The 20338-nt window shown below is 38.6% G+C and carries 12 protein-coding genes; 7 read left to right on the top strand and 5 right to left on the bottom strand.

Translation table 11 applies throughout. The features are described from left to right. Nucleotides 1–31 precede the first annotated feature (31 nt). The 3 genes from BMY70_RS05230 (at nucleotide 32) to BMY70_RS05225 (ending at nucleotide 2997) form a co-directional block, all read left to right on the top strand. Nucleotides 32–766: a hypothetical protein gene (locus BMY70_RS05230; RefSeq protein WP_090332977.1), complete on the top strand. Its 735-nt coding sequence runs from the start codon at nucleotides 32–34 to the stop codon at nucleotides 764–766. A 139-nt stretch (nucleotides 767–905) separates the two neighbouring features. Next, nucleotides 906–1043 carry a lasso RiPP family leader peptide-containing protein gene (locus tag BMY70_RS31655; protein ID WP_143072059.1) on the top strand — a complete coding sequence of 46 codons (138 nt, stop codon included), beginning with the start codon at nucleotides 906–908 and terminating at the stop codon, nucleotides 1041–1043. Further along, on the top strand, nucleotides 1003–2997 hold the full coding sequence (locus BMY70_RS05225) for an asparagine synthase-related protein (protein WP_177196963.1): 1995 nt from the start codon (nucleotides 1003–1005) through the stop codon (nucleotides 2995–2997). Before BMY70_RS31655 ends, BMY70_RS05225 begins: the two co-directional genes overlap by 41 nt. 10 nt (nucleotides 2998–3007) lie before the next feature. On the opposite strand, the gene porU2 (BMY70_RS05220) is transcribed toward BMY70_RS05225, so the two are convergent. Both porU2 (BMY70_RS05220) and porU2 (BMY70_RS05215) read right to left on the bottom strand, forming a co-directional pair. Then, the gene (porU2, locus tag BMY70_RS05220; RefSeq protein WP_177196962.1) at nucleotides 3008–6397 is read right to left on the bottom strand and encodes a putative type IX secretion system sortase PorU2; all 3390 of its coding nucleotides are present in this window, start codon (nucleotides 6395–6397) and stop codon (nucleotides 3008–3010) included. 46 nt (nucleotides 6398–6443) lie between these two features. After that, entirely contained in the window at nucleotides 6444–9458 is a 3015-nt protein-coding gene (gene porU2 / locus BMY70_RS05215) for a putative type IX secretion system sortase PorU2 (protein WP_090332971.1), read from the bottom strand. 571 nt (nucleotides 9459–10029) lie between these two features. Between porU2 (BMY70_RS05215) and acpP the strand changes: the two genes are divergently transcribed. After that, the gene (acpP, locus tag BMY70_RS05210) at nucleotides 10030–10263 is read left to right on the top strand and encodes an acyl carrier protein (RefSeq protein WP_090332969.1); all 234 of its coding nucleotides are present in this window, start codon (nucleotides 10030–10032) and stop codon (nucleotides 10261–10263) included. Between the two features lie 55 nt (nucleotides 10264–10318). On the opposite strand, the gene BMY70_RS05205 is transcribed toward acpP, so the two are convergent. Both BMY70_RS05205 and BMY70_RS05200 read right to left on the bottom strand, forming a co-directional pair. Then, nucleotides 10319–10954: a response regulator transcription factor gene (locus BMY70_RS05205; RefSeq protein ID WP_090332967.1), complete on the bottom strand. Its 636-nt coding sequence runs from the start codon at nucleotides 10952–10954 to the stop codon at nucleotides 10319–10321. An 11-nt stretch (nucleotides 10955–10965) separates the two neighbouring features. Then, a complete protein-coding gene (locus tag BMY70_RS05200) occupies nucleotides 10966–12198 on the bottom strand; it encodes a sensor histidine kinase (RefSeq protein WP_090332964.1) in 1233 nt (410 codons plus the stop codon). Between the two features lie 423 nt (nucleotides 12199–12621). On the opposite strand from BMY70_RS05200, the gene BMY70_RS05195 reads away from it, so the two are divergent. From BMY70_RS05195 to BMY70_RS05185, 3 genes are all read left to right on the top strand, one after another. Then, the gene (locus BMY70_RS05195; protein ID WP_090332961.1) at nucleotides 12622–13389 is read left to right on the top strand and encodes a hypothetical protein; all 768 of its coding nucleotides are present in this window, start codon (nucleotides 12622–12624) and stop codon (nucleotides 13387–13389) included. Nucleotides 13390–13489: 100 nt separating this feature from the next. Then, nucleotides 13490–15973 (top strand): T9SS type A sorting domain-containing protein, encoded by a 2484-nt coding sequence (locus BMY70_RS05190; RefSeq protein ID WP_177196961.1) that lies wholly within the window; start codon nucleotides 13490–13492, stop codon nucleotides 15971–15973. A 302-nt stretch (nucleotides 15974–16275) separates the two neighbouring features. Further along, on the top strand, nucleotides 16276–17805 hold the full coding sequence (locus BMY70_RS05185) for a malate:quinone oxidoreductase (protein ID WP_090332956.1): 1530 nt from the start codon (nucleotides 16276–16278) through the stop codon (nucleotides 17803–17805). A 73-nt stretch (nucleotides 17806–17878) separates the two neighbouring features. Here BMY70_RS05185 and BMY70_RS05180 read toward each other — a convergent pair whose 3' ends face one another. Next, the gene (locus BMY70_RS05180; RefSeq protein ID WP_090332953.1) at nucleotides 17879–20008 is read right to left on the bottom strand and encodes a sensor histidine kinase; all 2130 of its coding nucleotides are present in this window, start codon (nucleotides 20006–20008) and stop codon (nucleotides 17879–17881) included. Between the last annotated feature and the right edge of the window lie 330 nt (nucleotides 20009–20338).

Raw genomic sequence — 20338 nt, 5'->3', positions numbered from 1 at the left:
AAGAAAACCTTTCATATTTTCAAATAATAGTATGCACCACTTTTACATACATCACACACGCGTAATGCCCAACTGGTTTAAAGCTGCCTTGATTCTACTCACAGCTTGCTGGTTCACATCTTGCGGAGATTCATCAACTGAGCCGGTAAATTCTCGAAGTTATGTCCCCTTATCAATTGGAGTATATCAGGTTTATGATGTAAAAGAGGAAGTTTATTCATCCGGGCAGACTGGCCCATCTCTCAAAACGTGGCAGGAAAGAGATGAAGTGGTGCGTGAGACAAAAAGCGCAAACGGGATTTCCACTTTCATCATTTCCAGATATTCCCGCAATACAGCGACAGATAGCTGGTTGAAAGTTAAAGAATATTCGATAGAGCAGTTTCCAGATAAATTGATATTAAATATAGATAATCAAATAACCGTTCCATTTATTTTCCCAATTGATTCGAAATTAAAATGGAACGGAAATATGTATAACACATTGGATAGCAAAGAGTATCGTTATGAAGAGATTGATCAGCCATTACAGTCTGGTAATTTGCCTTTTGAAAAAGGCATAACAGTGGTTGAACAGAGCGATACAACATCAGTCATTACATATTCGCTCGGAATAAAACGTTATGGACTCAATGCAGGTCTGGTTTATGACGAACAGGCTTCCTTCGAATACTGCCAATCTACCCCAGATTGTATTGGGCAAGGAATTATTGATTCCGGATCTAGAAAAGTTAGAACCATCGTATCATATGGTCGTTTACAGTGATAATGTAAAGCTTATGAAGTACTTATAAATTTCTAAAATATTCCCAATAAGTTGTCGTTTCAATTTTTAAATTTGGAAATAAAAAAAATCCTATTAATTTTACACCGGATATATTGTAAACCATTAAAAAACATTTAAAATGACAAATTTGCACTCTACACAGACGAAAAAATCTTACCGCAAACCGGTATTAGTAAAAAGAGGAACTGTTTCTAAGTTGACAAAAGGAGGTACTGGTGGATCATCAGATAATTTCCAAACTCAGAAAAACGGCTAATCCTTTCTTAGGACAAAGAATCGTGGTAATTGAGGGTTCAATCTTTTTTAAAGAAATTAAGTCAAAAAAAGGATTATTCATCGACAGAATAAAACGAAATAACTTTCTTTTAGAGAATATTTCTTTAACTATCTGTTCGATTGAGGAACAACCAGATGATCATAATTGTATAGTCATCAACACTAAATCTAGTTCAAAACGACTTGTAAATTCTAATCTTCTCCAAGATTCAAAATTTACAAGTCGTTTTGATTTTGACGAGTTTGTCAAATCAAGTGAGCGTCAGCCATATCTGTCTATCTGGTATGATGATACCACTGCTGAAATCAGTATATCCAGACACGTACTTGGTGTAATACCATTGTATTACGTATACATACCTTCTCAGCTATTTGCTTTTTCTACAGAAATCCATTCTTTAATAAACATCAACGGTCTTGTTGATAAGGTATCGATTAATGAAAGCTGGGTATCAAATTATCTGATCAGCAATGACAGTAATTATTACAATCCGGATACGGCATATTCCAATATCAAAAGGCTCTTGCCCGGGCATAATATCCTGGTTAATCAAGCTGGATCTAACTTCAAGCAAACTCCATATTTCACTTTTAAGCCGGAAAAGTGGTCAAATCTTCAATCTGCTGGCGAGTATGGAGAGGCATTCAAAAGCTTATTTGCCAAATCCATTGAACGTGGTGTAATCGACAACAAACCAATTATCGCTCAGTTAAGCGGTGGGTTAGATTCTTCCTCCATCTCTTGTATGGTACGAGCACTATATCCTGATCAACCTATCCATACCCTATTTCTTGACCTGCAAAAAATAGTACAAAGTGAGAAACATCTGGCGCTTGAAGTGGCTGAAAAAATTCAATCTGAGCATCATGTTATTCCTCCCTCTGAACATGACTTGGACGCCCTGATACTTCACACGTCCTTATACGGTTACCCCGAACATATGATCTCGGGATCTGCAATTACTCATACACTTTTGAAAAAAGCCAGTGAACTTGGAGGAAATACGATGTTCAACGGGCACGATGGAGATGGTATAGTAGGGATTGGAATTGAATATCCTGAGATTCTTTACGATCAGTTTAAGTGGACTGAATTAGCTGAAATCCTTAGTATTGCTGCGTGTGTCTATCCATATTATCACATAGATAAACAATGGAATACTTTCTCAGTTAAAAAGAAGAAAGAGGTTTATTTGAATCATTTTCTTTACAGGCAGCTTCAAAGAAAAATGAATCAACTAAGTATTCCGGATTTTATAACGCATGTTTACAAGGTGCATGATTTTTTTGGTATATCTTCCAGTGTCGCATTGTTCCTTAAAATTGCGTCTGTCGCTTCAAAAAAATTAAGGAATGGGAAGGTATATCCGAATACTGTGCTAAACAAAGAGCTTTCCCAGAATCTTAAAATTGACAGTTACGCAATAGATCTTCCCAAGACTATGTCACGTGGTTTGCACGGAGTTGATAATGTATCTTTTCAAGATATTTATGGTGGCGAATCCTTATCCGCAGCAGAACATCTTTATGCGCTTCGAAAACATTATGGAGTAATCGAAAAATTTCCGTTTTTCGACCATAATCTATTCGAATTAACGATGTCTGTTCCCCTAGAAATTAAATATAGTCAGGGAAGAAGAAGAGGCTATTTAAGAGAAGGAATGAAGGGCATTCTTCCAGAAAGTATCAGAAGTCGGGGAGATAAGGGTAAATTTAGTTTGTACGGAAGAGACGCGGCTATAAGGTTGTACAAGCAGTCCTCTGATTTTTTAACACCCCAAAGTCAGGTATGGAATTTTGTCGACTTGAAAAAATTCAACTCATTTGTAACCCTACTGCATAGAGAAAAACAGCCCGGCAGGGCTACTTCTCCTGTTCTAAGAGTTATATCGTTGGCGGTGTGGTTGGATTGGATTAAAAATAAAAACTTTTAGTTTTTGCAAGCTATTTAGCTACAATAATCTTACCGGTTACTGAACTTCGCTCTCCCGCGCTATCTTTAAATATTATTTTGTATAAGTAAAGCCCTGATCGTCCCGTTGGCATCCAATACCAGCTCCTTCTTCCATCGATCACAGTTTTGCTTTCGATGATATTTCCTCGAGTATCGTATATGTAGCTTTCTACTGAGCCGAGAGTTGTGTTTTGGAGTCCATCGATTCTGAATTGAACATAATCCGTAGCAGGGTTAGGACTAGCTATCACTACCGGCCCATTTTGCGAATCAGATACTTTGAACATTATCCTATATTGGTAAACTGCAGTGTTACCTGCCAAATCTCTGCCACCAACGAGGAGCTCATATTCTCCAGGTACTAGCCCTACAGGTAAATATTCGATACCAAAAGTTTTTTCGGATATTAATGACCACTGCATTTGATTGCCGGAGTATAATACACGTTTAAAATCACATGAATTGTCTCCACAGAGTTTGAGCGAGATATCCACTAATGAAGTATCACTCAAGACAAGTGAATTATCTTCCAGGACTATTCTGATAACAGGATTTTTCCCAATCGTTTCGCCATTTTTAAGAGCCTCATTATTAAATGTGATATTTAAAATTGGAGCGATAACATCTTTTACCGGCCCACCTGGAAAACTTCTTTCATTTTTGATCAGATCCCACTCAATAAGTAATTCTGAATCATTATTTGCTTTGTTGCTTTCTTGAATTGTATTCGCCGGATCTAGCTTTACTTCAATGCGTTGTACCGGACGTGTGTTTGAAAATGTCAGACGAACCGTATCATCTTTGGAGATAGGGCCGGCACTTTCTGTTCTGGTATCTATTGATCCGTCCGAATAGATGTATCGCACTCGCACCGGCAATATCTTATTTTCGTTTCTTCCAAGATTTTGTAGAGCTACGTCAACGCTAAGTTTTGAAGACTGGGCAATTGTCTTATTCTCTTCTGCACGAATTACAATACCTAAATTCCGATTTACAGTATAATCAGGTAATTCTTCACGAATCAGGATCATTGATGGATCACCCTGTAGAACAGATTGATGTAAATTAGAAAGCTCATATGCACCGTACGAGCCGCTCGTAATTTTTGCAGCCATGTCTTTTTGAATTAAACCGATCGACGAACCAGCTCCTAATGGATCTTCAAAAACTCTTGTATACAATTCTTTTATGTAAATAGAGGATGACGTTAAGAAAGTATAATAAGAATTGGCAATAATTGCTATTGCTCCTTTTTGCCTTGCACATAGCCAGTCGGCTGACAATGGCTCTCGCAGTGACGAAGAATAATCCTCATCTGTATTTCCTTTAAAAATGTTTCCAACGCCGCAGCCATTAAAATACATCAACGGGTATTTATTGATATTTTGATAGCCCCTGGTTGCATCTGATACGTAGCCCATGTCCAAATCAGTAATTGTTGGTGAACCATGTCCAAAATAAGAAATCATCCCTACGCCATCATTCACTTCGGGAGTTATGTTTACCTTTTCTACATCAATGGTACTTTGTTTCTGAAACACCTTCACTGAACCTCCCACACTTCCATTTTCTACCAAAGGTACCAGTGACTCTAATGCACTTCTTAACTGAATAATTTCACCTGCTGATTTCCCTCCTGACAAATGCAGCACATTTTTTTTCCAGCCTACATCTACGTTTGACGCTTCCTCGTAGCTCTTTACCTTGTCTAAATAATTTCGTATCTGAGCTATATTAGTTGCAGAAATTCTTCCAACAGGAATAGCCGGGACATCAAGTTTGGCACCCGCCAGACCGCTAACTAATAAGAGGTCTGATCCCGGATAACCAACTGTTGGAACCTGATTTTTTAACTCTTTATTTTTGATGGTTGAATCACCATAAGAAATTGAATTTCCGATCAGCAATAAATTATGTTTTGTCTTTATTCCTTTCGAAAGCATATAATCAACAAATCGTCGTACAGCTACCGGACTTGGCTCTCCATAGTTGAATTGGTTATAGACGTCATTAATCGATATTACCAATGGGTTATAAGAGTTTCCGGCGGCCGACTTCCTGTAATTGGCATACTCAATAGCTCCCTCTTTAAGCTTTTCAGTCGTCAGAATTAAATAATCATATTCTGAGGGTTCAATTAGTGGCATGTTAACAATCTCCATCTTTGAAGATGCAACCTCACTTTTTTCATTTGTTACTAATAGAGAAAGAGACTGAGCGGCAGTACGTGGCACTGTTACTTCAAGTATGCCACTAATCAGAGAGCCATTTAATAAAACTGGATTTTCAGAGTCAGTTACATCATAAATTAATGGACTGTCAACTGGATTAGTTATTCTTATCCGGCTGTTATTTTCAACGGTTGGTAGCAGAGTAAAATATTTACTTTTTCTATCCTTCATATCAAATGACTGAGGATATGCTATTTTGTAATAGGTAAGAGAATACATCCCGACTGCATTCCAATCAGAAGAAACTTTATTCGAAAACAATTTAAAAGTAAAATTTCCATCAGACGAAATATCAGTATCATCCGCAACATTTAATTGATACTTCTTTTTTCCGTCGCCAAAACCCTGAACTGTTAAATTCCCGGAAAGGGTTCTTAGCGCGTCCGCATTTTTCCCTACCTGAAGTGATATATCATTATTGGTATTTGTTCTGCCATATACCAACAATTCTATTTCCGGTTTCTGATTTTCAGCTCTGACAAGATTGTCAAACTTGTAAGAAAAGACAGGATCGCCAAATAATAACGGGTGGGTTAAAGTAGCGTTTTTTCCATAAATCTTACTCGTCATACCCTTCCCGCTCTCGAGAAAGCTATGAATTAAAGTTAAGGTAAAAAAGTTGTTCTGGGGACTGTAAGAATCTTGATCGGTAAAAGTGACAATCTCGGATTGTAAGTGATAACTTACAGGAGCCTGTCCATTATCAATAGGTCTCGAAACATTCTTTGCTCTACTTACAGAGCCACTTGCCGCATTAGTAAGAAAATAAGCACTCTCATCAGAATATAGACTTAAATAAGGATTTGTTCTCGCAGCTGGATCTGGTTGAAATGAGGTATTTCTATAAAGCAGCTCATCTGACTTCCCATCATTTTTCACACCATAAAAAATAATCTCAGTGCTGTTAGCACTAATAATCGCTACCTCTTTACCTCGTCTCCACAGTTGAAATTTTGACGGATCGCTCTTAGGAAACGAAGCAGGAAGTGAAGAAACTGGAATCCTATATATTCCGTCTTTATTGATAGCCACTTTTACAAATTCTTGTTTATGGCGATCGTTTAACCAGCTATTTGAATAAGGAGCACCCCACTGTGCATGCGAGTCCGTGTTAAATAAGAAACAAAATAGAACAGCAATAATTGACACAATAGAGTGCTTTCTAGACATAATTATTAAGAATAGTATGTATTTTCTAATTTTTTAGCAGCTTTTTGCTGTATACGTCACCATTGCTGGTATTCATTTTCAAAATGTATTCACCTTGCGGAAGGTTTTTCAATGATATTTCATTTGAAGAAGTTCCTCGTGATAAAGTACGTCCGTTAACATCGATCAGCTCCCAAGATTGAAGGGATGCAGGAATATCCATTTCAACATTCACCAAATCATTTGTTGGATTAGGATATACTGATATTGCCCCTTCTTTGGACACGTTAACTGAGATGATATTGGAATATGTTGCTTTTTCTACATCACTACCAGTAGTCATAAAATCTACCTGTTTTAGGCGATAGTAGTTTGTTCCTTTAGACGGACTAGCATCAAAGAATTTATACGCGTTTTCTTGATTTGAGTCTCCCTTTCCTTCTACACTACCAATCTCTTCAAAGTTTTTAGCGTTATAACTACGCTCGATAATGAACTTACGGTTGTTAATCTCCCACGCTGTGTTCCAATCCAATCTAACTTTTTCTGATGCATATTTCCCTTTAAATCCAAAAAGCTCGACCGGGAATGGTGTTGCCGATGTTGATAAAATTCGTAGAGCCGGATCTCCCTGTAGCAGTGATTGATGCGTGTTTGCCAGAGTGTAATCATCCGGTGCATTGTTTGATTTGACAGTAATAATGTAACTAGCTGTACTTTGATGAATCTTACCAATATTTGGTCTTTCATTCTCACTTTTCGGAAATATTTGATCGTATAAGGCAAATAAATAATCTCTGGAAGAAGACTCAAAAGCGTAAAAACTATTTCCAATAATTGCAATAGCTCCTGCCCTCTTCGAAAGCATCCAATCTGCTGTCATCGGCATAATTTCTTTCGCAAGATTTTTATCACTGCCCGTATATCCTGATGGATAACTTGTCGTACTACCTTTAAAAATATTTCCGACTCCGCAACCATTGAAATACATGACCGGATATTTGTCGTTAGCTGTGTATCCTTTCCTACTATCTGATATATAGCCTAAATTATAATCTGTATAATGGGGATTACCGTGGCCAAAATAGCTCATAAAGCCCAGACCTGAATTGACATCTTGTGTTATATCCAGCGGTTCAGGGCTCCCCAGAAGGTTGTTAGGCTTTTTTTGAGTGATAACATTTCCTGAGAACGGAGCAGCAGTAACTTTTGTATTCAACGTATTTGTGTAATAAGCCCCGAAACGGTCACTTTCACCATTGTTAACACCACCGTTGATATGCATCGACCTCTTTCGATAAGTAAGATTTTCGGTACTATGCTCATAAGAATTGACTTTCTCAAGGTAATTTCTAACCTGCTCGACAGTAGTAGCTGTAATCCTACCAACAGGAATTGCTGGCACATCTTTTGCTACCCCGCCCAGACCTTCAACTAGTAATACATCCGACCCAGGGAAACCTATACTAGGTACCTGATTAGGAAGTTCTTTATTTGTTTGAGTCTGATCACCTTCTGTAATTGAGTGTCCGACAAGAAGTAAGTTATGTGTGCTCCTAATACCTTTAGAAATCATAAAATCAACAAAACGACGAATCGCTACGGGACTAGGTTCTCCGTAATTAAACTGATTGTATACGTCAGCAATGTCAATAACCAATGGGCTATAAGAACCGCCTGCTGCCGAAGCCCTATAAGTTTTATATTCCTCTGCGGCTGCTTTTAAGTTATTTGTTGTCACTATAAGATAATTATATCCTTGTGGATCATAATCGACCATTACGGGAGTAGCTATCGAAGAAGTAGCATCAGTCGCTGCAGCCGAACTTACCAACAGTGTAACCGGTTGATTTGCTTGTCTGCGAATCATCACGTTTAAATCAGAGCCAGCGTAAGAGGCTGTCAGTTCAATAGGCTTGTCGGGATTGGTTACATCAAAAACCTTTGCAGACGCTGGCGCGTTTGTAACAGTCACCTTACTCATCGTAATCCCTGATGATTTCGCTGGTAAATTTAACAAAGCAGAAGTTTGACCACTCATATTAATTTGTTGAGGGTACTTTACCTGGACATATGTCATTGAATATATGCCAACCGTATTATAATCCGATGTAACTTTATTTGTAACAAGTTTAACATTAAGATTACCATTTACTGGTACATCTGAATTTGCTGGTTGATCTGAAACATTTAATGTATACTGCCTCTTGATACTGGCGAAGCCAGCAAAGGTCATTGACGATCCCAAAGATCTTAAACTACCTGCATCCTTCCCAGCCTGAATACTTACGTCATTGGATGTTGGTGTTCTGCTATACAGCAACACTTCAACCTCTGCATTAGCTTCCGTACTTGCATATAAATTCTTTACAGGAAAAAGAAGTGTTGGATCACTTAATAACAACGGGTTAGTTAATGTCGCGTGCCTACCATAAGTGGTACTTGTCATTCCCTTTGCATTCTCCAAATAACTTTGTTGCAAAGATTGGGTGAAGAAATTTTTATCTATACTGTATGAATACTCGTCGGTAAAAAGCTTCAACTCTGTTTGCAAATGATATTTTTCTGACTCAATTGCAGTAATTGGATCATTAAGTAAAACTGCCCTTTCCACGTCCGTCGAAGAAAAATAGGTTAGAAAATAGGCACTAACATCAGAAAACATGCTATACTTATCATTAGTTCGCTGACTAGGATCTACATTATGATTCTTGTCTCTGTAAAATAGCGCATCAGAAGCACCATCATTAGGAACTCCATAAAATTGTATTTCAGTATTGGTAGCACTGGTAAGAGCCACTTCAACGCCTCTATGATAAAGGTGTAACTGCCCCGGCTTGTTCTGGAAATTGCTTGGAAGAGTTACTTTATGAATTCCCTTTTGACTAACGCTGATTTTAATCCAGTTCGGCCCATATTTCCCAGCGAGCCACTCATTCCCATATACTCCGCTCCATTTAACCTGAGCGAAACTATCAGTAACTGGGGAAATGAAATTTAACAGGACGAGTGCTGCGACAGCAATTGACCTTTTTACCTGAAAAGTAAATTTTTTGTGCATAATGTGTAATTTGTTTTGAGTTACGATATTTTCATTTATCCAAATGACTAATAATCATTATTCTGTCTAAATTATTAAACAACAGACGCATAGCATCCGCAAACTTTTAATCAATTGTCGATAAAATTACAACAAGTTAAATATCTGTACAAGTAATATTTCGAATAAGTACCGGCAGTCACTATTCTTTACTTTGTTTTATCAACTTTAGTTGCGTCATACAAGATTTCTATATTAGATAAGTTTCCCTTCATACAACGTATCGCGCTAAATTATTCTCAGCCCCATCTTTAAAATTTAAAAAATCATCACTTAGTCATATTTATCTGATAGAAACTTTTAAATCAGAAAATTTTATAAAACATCATTAATCCAATTTATTATAAACTCAATTTTAATCAGTAAAATATTTTAATATTACATAAATATCTATCTATCAGATACTTGAAAAAATCTCTGTTTAATTGGAACGATTTGCACTATTTACTGGTACTAATCCTATATTAATTTCGTTTATTACGAAAATCAGTAGTCCATGAAATTGTAAATTTTACATATTAGCCCAAGGATAATGAGAGAACGTATTATTAAAATACTTAACAATTTTGGCGTTGATAGCAGCGCAGTTACAGATAACGCTAATTTCATTAAGGATCTTGGATTTGACAGCCTTGATACGGTTGATCTGATGATGCAACTCGAACAGGAGTTTAATATTGCTATTCCGGATGATGATTACTCGAAAATTGTAACGGTAAAAAGCCTGGTGGAATATCTGGAAGAACGTCAGACTATTCTAGCTTAAATGACTTTCAGATTATTTTTATGAGTCGATGTTTGCTAAATAGCTTGACGTCGACTTATAAAGGTCTTCCCGTCACCCATTTATTAGAATTCGCAATTTTTATGGCGTCCGCTTTACTGGATACTTCAAGTTTCCGGTAGATATTCTTGATATGTGTTCTGATCGTTTCTTTGCTTACAAAAAGATCCAGCGCTATTTTGGAATAGCTTTTACCTTCCGCTATGCTTTGTAATACCTCCGTTTCTCTTTCTGTCAGAGGAGAATCCTGCTGTTGCCGAAAAGACTGAACGACCATTTTAGCGATTGATAAGCTCATCGGTGCACCGCCGGCCAGTGCTTCATCTATATTCTGTACAATTTCAGATATGTTCGAATTTTTCACGATATAACCTCCTGCTCCGGCACATAAAGATCTAAAAACCTTTTCGCTATCTTCAAGAACTGTGATAATCAGCACAATACAGTTTGGAAGCTGTTTTTTAATTCTTGCTGTGCCCGCGATACCATCCATCCCTGGCAGCTCGATATCCATCAAGACAATATCTGGATTATCTTTTTCGATACTGGTTAACGCATCCTCACAGTTTCCGTACAAATTAACAACTTCATAACTTTCAACAGTATCAAGCACTGCGCTGAACCCCTCGCGAATCGAAGAATTGTCTTCAATAATTATTATTCTCTTTTTCATCTCCGAATTTGTTATTCAACAACTGTAAAATGTACCGGAGCATCCAGCTGCAATCTTGTTCCTTTCGGACTGCCGTAAATATTAAGCTTAAATCCATTGTCCTTGCTCCGCTCCTGCATATTCAGCAATCCGTTATGCTGCGATTCCTTATCCGGCTCTTTCCAGCTGCCGTCATCCTGCAGCGCAATGCTGATGTGTTTTTGATAAACGGACATCTCGAGGACTACTTCTGCCGCCCTCGCATGTTTTGCAACGTTGGTCATTGCTTCCTTGAAAATAAAAATAATATGCCGTGCAGCAAAGGCCTCTAACTGTGCAGACTCGTTTCCTGAATTGATAGCGGAATTAACAGAGAATGCTATATCAAACTGATTATAAAAAACTTGCCCAAAAGAAGTAAGATAAGCAAAAAGCTCCCGCGGATCATCGCTGTTATTATTTACACTCCAAAGGAAATCTCTGCTGGAAGCATACAATTGGTCACTATTCGAGATAATGTTATCCACAACCGGTATAACTGAGGGATTATCTTTCAACTTTAATTTGAGCATGGCAGCCTGCCGGGTAATCGCTGATAACATATTTCCCGTTTCATCATGAAAATCGCTTGCCAGGTTTTGACGCATGGTCGACAACTGCTGAGTACGGTCTTTAACTGCCCGGTTTAATAAGTTGATCCTTATATGCTGCTGTTCTCTGATCTGCAACCGGGCAGCATCATGCTGTTCCTGCACAAACCAGAAAAAAGCCCCGAAAAATATTGTAAGTACAATGTGTGAAACCACAGCATAAAGGCTCTGTCCGCTTGCTTCAGGTACAGAATAAAATATGATGGTTATCGCAATAATGTTCAAACCGATCATCACAAGACCAATTTTTCTATTAAACCAAAAGCCAGTCAGCAATAACAGATACAGCGTCGTGACAGCGGGTGAATCAATAGCGCCAGTTTCCAATGTATCAGTTACGATTACAAAATAGCTTGTCAGAAGTGCTAAAATCAGTGGAGGCCAATAGATTCCGTAAAACTTTAAGCTCAGTAAAGTACAAATTCCTAAAAATGCCAGCGCGTAATAACCAATCAGAGGAGGAGGAAAAAAGAACAATGGTATCGGAAGAATAAGCAGAAGAGCTGTCGCTACGATGGTTCCACTGACAATGGTACGTACCTGATCATATTCCGGATGCAGCTGGTTACGCATTGCGGGCGTAAGGAAATAATGTATCAGTTTCTCAGGAATCATACTTTGGATTTTGTCACAACAAAATTAAGCAGAGCAACTTCATTTTCATGGATTTAAAATAAGTAAAATCTAAAATCCCCCAAAATGGGTGATTGCTTACAGATAAATATGCGTCTAATTTTGAAGTCAGATAAATAGACTCGAATTATCTTCGTCCTCATAAGAAATTAACCCTCCTCCATAAGCTCGAAAATATTGAGCAAATAGTAATCATCGCTGGTAGTTGTCATGACTACCAGCATACTGAATACAAAGCCTTCCCACGATCAATGTCGATACACTTCTATACAATTGTCGATATTATTCTAACGAAGATCACGATTTTTATTGATAGCTTTACCGGCACAAATCTATACGGTACAAAATTCCTATTGAAACTACACACACTAATCTATAACAAGTATCTAATTCCTCCTCAATCAAATGCAAAATTTATCCATCAGAGGCTTCATCGTGACATTTCTTATTCAGCTTTTCATTTCTTCACCTGGTCAATCTCAAAATAACTCCCTCTCTTCCTGCGATCCTGCGAAAGATTATTCTGTCATCAAAAAAGGCGAAAGAAAATGTATTACAGGAAATTCCACAATTACCTATCTGACATTGGAAGGGGGCACACTGATTATTGATGGAAATTCAAGGATCAATAACCTGGCAATTGATGGAGGTAAAATCCTGATTACCAGAACAAGTACTGCACTTTTACCCTCGATGACCCTAAATAATGTAACGCTCAGTAATAATGGATCAATTACGTATATGGGCAACGTAAAATTAAATGATAGTAATAGTTACATTATTAATGAAACATCTGAAAGTAAAATGGACTGGGGAGCGTCTGAATTGATCCTGATTGGAAAAAACGCGACTTTCGTGAATAATGGATCTGCCACAATCGGAACCCTAAGAATTGAATCAAAAAGCGCAAAGGTAATATTTGGTGAAAATTCATTAACCAATGTAATGAATCTTATCAGTAGCAGCGACAATAGAATCATAGTCCCGCAAGGTTCTGCCAAATTAAATCAAACAGGATATGCTCAGCTATCAAAATCTCTGACAGCAAGCAAAAACCTGGTTATCTGCCCTGGGTCAGCATCCGAGCTCCGCGCATTATCAAAAAATATCGGAGGATATGGTAAAGCAACAGTTCTGGAAAAGGGCTGTCAGATTTCTCCGATTCCCCGATGACTCAACAAATTCTGCAAATTAATTTATCACCAATTACTCAATCGTCAAAGGTTCGCTCGACAGGAACCTTATGCCATGTAAATCGTCGCTCAATTATTTTATGAAATTTAAATTTTTACAGGTCCTTGTAATCCTTCTTTCGATTACAAAAATTAGTTTAGGTCAAATATCGGTTACGTTTCCATCCGACCGAGCGGTTTTCCAAAGAAATAATTCAAATCAGGCGGTATTAACCGTTGCAGGGTATTTTTCAGGTTGTGTCGATCGAATCGAAGCACGTTTCATTCCCCGTGTCGCGGGACAAGGTGTTCAGGCTCCCTCTGACGGAAGCTGGGCAATTATTCAAAGTAATCCTGTCGGCGGTAATTTCTACGGAACGATGCCTGTAACCGGCGGATGGTATAAGCTTGAAGTTCGGGCGATTCTGGATAACAATTCGGTTGGCTCAAATTCAGTAGAACACGTTGGCGTTGGAGAAGTTTTTGTTGTAGCTGGTCAATCCAATGCAACCGGTGGCGATGACAACCCAAACGGGCCAGGCTCTACTGACGACCGGGTCAACAGTGTAAATTTCCAGAACTTCAATGCAAACGGCTACTCCGGGATTGCTCCTTATTCCGACATCAAACTTCCCTGTCCGGAATTTGTTCATCTGGATGCAGACACAAAAACTGCTCCTTTTGGAAATTACGCCTGGTGCTGGGGCGCTTTTGGTGATAAGATGGTTGAGAAATTACAGGTTCCGGTAATGATTTTTAACGCGGGATGGTCAAGCACAGGAATCAGAAACTGGCAGGAAACAATCAATCCGAATGGTGTTACGACCAGTGAATTCAGCTACACATTTCCTACCGGCCTGCCTTTCGGTCACATGCGTGTAACCTTAAACAATTATGTGGCTCAGCTGGGCGTCAGGGCAATTTTGTGGCATCAGGGAGAAACTGATAATCTGGCAGAACGGACCCGGGCTGATTATTTAAAAGATATCCGTGACGTGATTCAGGGATCCCGGGATCTGTCCGGAAAAAGCAATCTTGCATGGGTTGTTGCCAGAGTATCCCGTTTTAATGTTGGCGGAAGTACACGTACCTGGCAACCTGTTATTGACGCACAAAACGACGTAATAGGAATTGGTAGTAATGGTGCAGACCCAGCATATAAATTGCCCGGAGTTTTTGCCGGTCCTGAAACAGATCCTTTTTATGACATTAATTACAGAAGGGATGAAGTCCACTTCTCAGGCCCCGGACTTATAAGCCTGGCTGATTGGTGGCAAGAAAAGCTGAACACCGACTTTTTTACTCAATCCACACCTTACTCGGCTACTCCTCCCCCAAACGTTTCTGTATTTCGCTCAGAAACAGCTGATGTGACCCTTAACGCCCCTAACGGCTGGCTTAATTACAATTGGTTATCCTCAAATGACTGCCACAATAATTTGTCAGGTACCCAGCAATGGACTTCTACCTCCGGGGATTTTAAACTTAAGGTTACAGACAATCTGAATAATACAGTTTTTTCTCCTGCTTTGCGAATTCCTACAAACACAACACCTACCGCCATTGCTAACAACAATGATTTGGTACAGCAGGTAATTTACGACGCAAAAAATAAATTGTTAGCGAGCGACTGCCGCATTATCGCAACGATTGACCCGCAGTCAAATTCGGGTCTGATAAACGGCACACTGACTACAAAAGTAATGATCGATGCAGCTCCCGGAACTTATCTTAACAATAAATATTTACAGCGCCATTTTGATATAAAAACCGACAAGACGAATTTGAATTCAAAATTCAGCATATATGTTTTGCAATCGGAATTTGATGCATTCAACCTTGTCAGCACGACTGATTTACCAAAAACACCAACAGATCAGAGCGGAAAAAGCAATTTACGTATTATTCAATTTCAGGGATCGTCATCGGATGGGTCACTAGGAAGTTACAACGGGAACCGCACGGAGATAACCCCGTCCGATGTTTCGTGGAATTCAATACTTAACAGCTGGGAAATAAGTTTTGATATGAATGCAGCCGGCGGATTTTTCGTCAGCGTCAATAGCAACCCGCTGCCGGTTACGCTAACCCGTTTCTCCGGATATTCAATTAATCAATCGATTTCACTGGAATGGGCCACATCGTCCGAAACTGATGCATCTCATTTTATTATCGAAAGAAGCAGTAATGCAATAAATTTTGAGCCTATCGGAAAAGTCCTGGCTGCCGGAGATTCCCAAACAGAAAAGCAGTATACGTTCCAGGATAATACATTACAAGCCGGGTTATATTATTATCGTTTGAAACAGGTTGATAAGGACCAGACATTTGAATACAGCCGTATTATCGGCGTCAAAACCGGCTCTGAGACAACTTTGAAAGTATACCCGAACCCAGTTTCAGACCTATTATCGATTCAATCAGAAATAGAAATAAACTCAGTTGAAATTTTTAATTCTATTGGTACAAAAATGCATTCTGAGTCTCTGAAATCTCACTTTTACTCCCTTGAAATGACTCAATATCCGGCAGGTTTATATCTGGTAAAAATAAACGGACAAATTTTTAAAATAGTGAAAAAGTAAGTAAAGTATTTAGATAAAATCAGTGACATAAATAGATTGGTTACATAAAATGTTGTCAGATGAATACTGGCAACATTTTTTTATTTGTAGCTAAACTTTTTAAAATCTACTTTTGTGCGGAAATTAATAGAATCCTACGATGTTTTAATTGATCTAAAAAAAGAACTTTTCGAAAAAAGGTCAATTTATTTTTTCAATTAGCTTATTTTGGAAACAAATAATACAAGCAATATTGTTCATTAAAGAGATTTTGGATTTTTCCGGGCTGACTGGCCTAATGAACTATAATTCTTTCTTACACAATGAGTACCATAAAATCTATAAAATCGATTACTCCTGATGTCGTACTGATTGGGGCCGGTATCATGAGTGCAACGTTGGGCATTTTACTTAAAAAGTTAAATCCTGCTTTTACAATCTCTATTTTTGAGAGACTGGACCGTGTAACTGCTGAAAGTTCCGATGCTTGGAACAACGCAGGAACAGGACATTCCGCATTTTGTGAGCTGAATTATACGCCGCAAAAAGCCGACGGTTCTGTCGAAATAACCAAAGCTATCAAAATCGCCGAATCTTTCGAAGTATCAAAAGAGTTCTGGGCGTATCTTGTAGAAAATAAAATAATTGAGTCTCCGGAAGAATTTATTCGCCACATTCCTCATATGAGCTTTGTTTGGGGAAATGAGAATGTCGATTACCTGAAAAAACGTTACGAAGCGCTAACTGCTCACCACTTATTTGAAGGAATGAAATATTCCGAAGATAATGCAGAAATTGAAAGCTGGGTTCCGTTGATCATGGATGGAAGAGATCCAAACGAAGCGGTTGCAGCAACGCGTATGGAACTTGGAACAGACGTAAACTTTGGTGCTTTAACCAGAACAATTTTCGATTATCTTGAAAAACAGGAAGGTGTTAATCTTTACCTGAATCACGAAGTAGAAGATTTCAAGCACGAATCGGACGGTTCATGGACGATTGCAATTAAAAACCTTGGAACACGGAAGTCGCAGAAAGTTCGGACACCGTTTGTCTTCATCGGAGCTGGGGGCGGTTCGCTTCCTCTTTTGGAAAAATCCGGAATTCCTGAAGGCAAAGGATTCGGTGGTTTCCCTGTAAGCGGGCAATGGCTGGTTTGCAATAAACCGGAAATTGTAGAACGCCATCAGGCAAAAGTGTATGGAAAAGCGGCTGTGGGTTCTCCTCCAATGTCCGTTCCTCACTTGGACACACGCGTAATTGACGGTAAAAAAGCGCTATTATTTGGACCTTATGCAGGTTTTTCAACCAAATTCCTGAAAAACGGTTCTTACCTGGATCTGCCGCGTTCGATTAAGTTGAATAATATTAAACCAATGCTTGCTGCCGGTATACACAATATCCCGTTGACAAAATACCTGATCGATCAGGTTAGACAATCTCCTGAGGATCGTCTGGCTGCATTAAAAGATTACATGCCGGAAGCGCGCCTGGAAGACTGGGATCTGGAAAAAGCCGGCCAGCGTGTTCAGGTAATTAAAAAAGATAAAAAAGAAGGTGGTGTTTTGGAATTTGGTACTGAGATGGTAACCGCCTCAGATGGTTCTCTTGCAGCTTTGCTTGGTGCATCTCCCGGAGCTTCAACGTCGGTTTCTATCATGCTTGATTTGATTCACCGTTGTTATGCAAAGGAAACCCAAAGTGCTGAATGGAAACAGCAGCTTAAAAAACTGATCCCTTCCTTCGGAACTTCTCTTGCAAAAGACGCAAAACTTGCTGCCAAAACACGCGCCTGGACTACAGAAGTCTTAAAGTTGAGTGCTTCCAAAAAAGAAGAAGAGATTCACGCGTAAGATCGTTACGAAAGTAAAAAATAACCCCCGGATGAATTTTTCGTCCGGGGGTTATTTTTTGCTGAAAGTTAATTCAAGCCGTCAAAGCCGGTTTTTCTTCAATTTCCAGTGTTTTTAATTTTACAGGAAGTTCAACGTAAAAAGTAGTCCCCTGATTTTCCTTGCTTTCAAACCAGATTTTTCCTCCGTGTGCTTCAATAATTTGTTTGGAAATGGACAATCCCAGGCCAAAGGGTTGTTCTCCTAATGTTCCTGAGCGTTTCGCTTCCGTAAAGGGATCGAAGATTTTATCCTTTAAACTATCCGGAATACCAATCCCATGATCCTGAACAGCAACTTCGAGTTTACTGTTCTTCAATTCCATTTTAACTTTCACCGTAGCTTTCGGAGCACTGAACTTTATCGCGTTGACGACAAGATTGCTCAACACACGTGACAATTTTTCGCGATCACCGACGATTTTTACATCTTCCCAAATTTCCAGTTCCAGCTTCTGATCTTTTTCATCGGCTTTAAATTTCAGCTGTTCAAGACATTCCTGCAACAAAAGTGATACTTCGATGGGCTCCATCTTCATTTCTTCCGCACGGTAACTCAGGTTTGCCGCCAATAGATCGCTGATCATTTCAACCGATTGCAGACCCAGCGTTTTCAGCATTTTTCCCAATTCCTTTTGCTCTTCGGTAAAATTATTTTCATCCAAAAGCAACGATGAAATGGAAACGATTGCCCCTAGTGGATTTCGGAGATCATGTGCAACCACTTTCAGAATTCTGTCTTTGTCACTATTACTTTGTTTCAGATCGTCCAGTGTTTGCCCAAGCTGCGTATTCTGAAAAATGATTTGCTTATTCAATTTGGTTAAAGCTGCGACGTTCGATTTCGTATTTCGCCAGTTATACCAAATGAGCAAAAGAATAGCAAAAGCCATGACACCAAACAGCGCCAAAATATATAAGTATCCTTTTTTCAGATCGTTTGCTTTGCTCAGTAGCGTATAATTATACTGCTGCTCAATATTCTGAAACTCCCTGTCAACGTCTGCACTGACAAGTTTTTTATTTATTTTATCCAGCGAATCTTTTAATTTGATATACTTTTGAAGGTATAGATACGCCTCGTTAGGCTCTTCAAGTTTATCACTATATTTCCAGTTCAATTTGTTAAATCCGATATCGACAAACAAATTATAACTCGTATCAAGCGATGCCTTTAATTCTTCTTTGAGCTCACAAGCTTCATCTAAACGGCCGGTTTCAACATACAATTCTCCAAGCTTAGCCATAGCCATCTGGGCGTCAGAAAGATCAAAACCTTTACGCGTATTTGTTGCGATGCTTTTTTGTAACAACGCTATCGCAGTAAGCGTGTCTCCTCTTTTATAATATTGCTCCGACTGATTTCCAAAAACAACTGCCCGTGCCATATCAATGTAATCTTTACGGTCCGGATAATCTTTACTCCCTTCCGCGATGAAAGCGAGCGCCTTATAACTGTAACTTAAGGAACTGTCCACCATGCCTGATCTGCCGTAACTTAATGAGATATTAGCGAGTAACTCTTGTCTTAAAGCAAAATTCCGAAAGTCTTTGATGCAATAAGCGGAATGTTCAAAACACTGTTTAAAATTATTTATTGCTTCACTGAACTTGGATTGTTTATAGCTAACCATACCAAGGCGATACGTATATTCACTTACAGCGCAAGGATCAAGTATCGTTTGCGCAATCAGTTTTCCGCGGTAATAGTATTGATATGACTCATTAAACCGTTTCAAGTCAAACAGCAGATCTCCCTTCTGAAAAAACGAAGTTGAGTAATCCCGGATATATTCTTTTTTTAATTCCTCAGTAGACAGCAGTAAAAAGATGCTGTCTATATGCGTAATTGCACTCTTAAAATCTTTTATTTTAGGATAATAATTTTGTCCTTTAAATGTAAATTTCCTGATTTCGTCGCCAGTGCCGGGATTTTCAATCTCCTGATAGGCTGAATCAAAAAAGGCGAGTGCCTTCGTGGTTTCACCTTTATCAAGCATTCTGTTTGCCTGCTCACGAATATTGTCGACATAAACAATATGATCGGAATCCTTCCTCTCCTGAGTATCACAAGAGTATAAAAAAATTATGAAAAAAGCGGTAATAACAGTCCTGCCGACCTCACAAATTGTTGATGCAAAACTGGCAGAAAAACACTTTACCATAAATTTCTAATGAGGATTATGAATTTTGTTGAAATAATTCAATTTGGCAATAAATCAAGACACTAAAATTACTTCATTACCAGTAGATTAAAAAACAGATTACTAATTTATACGTCGATTTTATTCTAAACAAACTATGTATACTGTCCTATTTTGGTCATGATAATGTAGAATCAAGCAATTGATTAGGTGTGAGGATCAGCAAGGGCCTGTGCTGGTCAAATGACCGATGTTCGATGGTAAAACATAAATTTCAAACAATCAGCTGGAAGGAGGAAAAAGTAAATTATGAACCTTCAACAATATACGTTTCATTCATCATTAACAAAT

The organism is Dyadobacter koreensis (genome assembly GCF_900108855.1).
Taxonomy (GTDB): Bacteria; Bacteroidota; Bacteroidia; order Cytophagales; family Spirosomataceae; genus Dyadobacter; species Dyadobacter koreensis.
This window is presented reverse-complemented; position numbering and strand designations above follow the sequence as displayed.